Origin of the sequence: Caballeronia sp., from assembly GCF_049581465.1 — a bacterium.
In the GTDB taxonomy this organism is placed as follows: Bacteria; Pseudomonadota; Gammaproteobacteria; order Burkholderiales; family Burkholderiaceae; genus Caballeronia.
Genome location: NZ_JBAUSA010000413.1, coordinates 1 through 2,693, shown reverse-complemented (window position 1 = coordinate 2,693; position 2,693 = coordinate 1). Strand labels below are relative to the sequence as shown.

General features: G+C 64.2%; 2 protein-coding genes. Both read left to right on the top strand.

All coding sequences use genetic code 11. The features are described from left to right. On the top strand, positions 1–1,484 hold a 1,484-nt coding region (locus tag WCA53_RS10350; protein WP_423908747.1), incomplete at its 5' end, for a DUF1254 domain-containing protein. Between the two features lie 100 nt (positions 1,485–1,584). Continuing rightward, a partial coding sequence (locus WCA53_RS10345; protein ID WP_423908745.1) for a DUF748 domain-containing protein occupies positions 1,585–2,693 on the top strand: 1,109 nt, incomplete at its 3' end.

Below are 2,693 nucleotides of genomic sequence, written 5' to 3'. Positions count from 1 at the left end.
CGTTATGGGCAGCCGTCAGTTTAAGCAGCATGGCAATACTTGTCGGTTGCGCGACGTCGCAGGCGCCCGCAATCAAGAGCGGCGACGGCTGGCGCAAGGATCAGGTCGCCGACGCCTACGTATTCGGTTATCCGCTGGTCGTACAGGACATCGCGCGGGAGAAGGCGACGGGCGGCGACGGCACCCGGCCCGGCCAGGCGCCGGTGAACACGCTGCGCAACACCATGGCGCTGCCGCCGGTGGGCGCGACGGGCTTGCCGAGCGTCGATACGCTGGAATCCACCGCCTGGCTGGATGTATCGAGCGGTCCGGTGCTGGTTTCGCTGCCTAACCTCCCCACGCTCCCCGATGTTCCCAACGCGGCGTCATTGCGCACGCGTTATTTCGATGCCCGTGCGTTCGACACCTGGACCAATGTGATCTATTCCAGCGTCGGCCGTACGCCGGAAGTGGCTGCGCCGGTGCTGAAGAAGCATGGCGCGAAGGCTGCGCGCGCGGCAAGATCCGCCGCGGCGCAAGGCACGGTGCTCGCGTTCGTCCCGGCGGGTTACACGGGCGCTTTGCCTGAAGGCGTCAGCCGTATCGAAACGCCGACGCGCTACGTGTGGCTGTCGATTCGCGTGCGGGTGTACGGTCAGCGCGATGTGCGCGAAGCGCACAAGTGGCAGACGGCCATGAGCATTGAGGCGCCGTCGGCCGATAAAACCAGTCCCGCCACCGCCGGCAGCGCCTGGCCGAATGTGACCGCGAAAACCCCGACCGTGGTTTCCGGCAGCGATCAGCCGGATTCCCTCGACGCCAACGCGTTCTTCACCCGTCTCGCGCGGGCAATGGACGACAATCCGCCCGCGCCGAAGGATCCGCACGCTGTCGAGTTGCTCGCGGCCCTGGGCGTGAGGGCTGGCGAACCGGTCCAGTTCCATTCCGACGACGCCGCCTTGCTGGCGGCGGCCATGGCCGATGGCCGTGCGCGGGTAGCGACGCTGCCGTCGAATGCGGTGAGCCGCAATGGCTGGGTCTGGTTCAGTGATGGCGCCGGCAACTACGACACGGACTACACGCTGCGCGCGTATCTCGCGCAGCACCAGCCGGGCACCGGCACGAAGGAAGGGGAAATCAAGCCGGTCGCCCGGTCCGACAGCGACGGCCACGCGCTCAACGGCGCGAACGAGTACGTGATGCACTTCGCGCCGAACCAGCTTCCGCCCGTACGCGGTTTCTGGACGCTCACCGCCTACACGAAGGACGGTGCGCTCATCGACGATAAAGCGCCGCGCCTCTCGCTGAGCGATCGCGATCATTTGAAGAAGAACAAGGATGGTTCCGTCGATATAGTCGTGTCCGCGTCTGCACCGGTGAAGACACATTCCCCGAACTGGTTGCCCGCGCCGGATGGCGATTTCCAGCTCATGCTGCGCCTGTACGCGCCGAAGCGGGATGCGATCGAAGGTAGCTGGGCGCCGGCGGTGATCGAGAGGCAGTAGGGGGTGGAGGATTGGCGCGGGGCTGGGATCCAGCCCCGCGGCCAACCTATACTCGAAGCTCGCATCTCTCTATCGCGCACTACCACGCCACGAGGGCCGAATGGCAAGCGTCTCCAAGACATCCTTGACCTCCGCCGCGCAAGCGTTGCTCAAACAAGCGAACACCGTGGCGAGCGCGGGGCGCACGCGGCGCATCCTGATCGGGATCCTGATCGCCTTGATCGTGATCGGGTTGCTCGGGTTCTTCGCGGCTCCGCCACTTATCCGGCATATCGCGGAACAACAGCTTTCGGAGCAACTCGGCCGTCCGGCGAGCATTGAGCGGATCGCGCTCAATCCCTACACGCTAAGCTTTGAAGCGGATCGCGTGCATATTGGCGAGGCGCAGGCCAATCTTTCCCCGGGCGTGAAGGGCGCCGATTTCATCGATATCGAGCGGCTGGTGGTGCGCCCATCCTGGGCTTCGCTGTTTCGTCTCGCACCCATCGTCAATGAGCTGAAAATCGATTCGCCGCGTTTTCATATCGTCCGGTATGACGCCCAGCGTTTCAATTTCTCCGATCTCGTCGATAAATTCTCGAAGCCGTCGGATAAACCATCGAAGCCAGCGCGATTTTCAGTAGCGAATATTCGGGTGGAAAATGGCCGCATCGACTTCGATGACCGGCTCCTCCACACGCAACACGTGGTCGATCGCTGGTCGATCGGCATTCCGTTCATAGCGAATCTTGCGGCGGACACGGACTTGTTCGTGAGGCCGGCAATGCAGGCGCGCGTCGACGGCTCGCTGCTGTCCATTACCGGCCGGACCAAGCCGTTTGCCGAGTCGCGCGAGTCGAATATCGCGCTGCGCCTCGACGGGCTCGATTTGCCCCGCGTGCTGTCGTATGCGCCGGCAGCGCTTCCGATCGCCGTGAAAAGCGGGCGGTTGTCGACCGACCTCGACCTGAGCTTTTCCCTTGTGGGCAACGCGCCGGTCATCCGCGTAAAAGGAACCGCCGATCTTGCCGACCTGGCCGTCACCGACAAGCGCGACGCGCCGCTTTTCGCCGCCGGATCGTTGCATGTGGGCGCGGCAAATCTGGAGCCGTTGCGCAATGTGTACCAACTCGACGATGTACGGCTGGTCCAGCCGGACGTGAAGCTTTCCCGCGACCGCAACGGCGTGCTCAATTTTCAAACGCTGACGGCCGCACCGACGCCGACGCC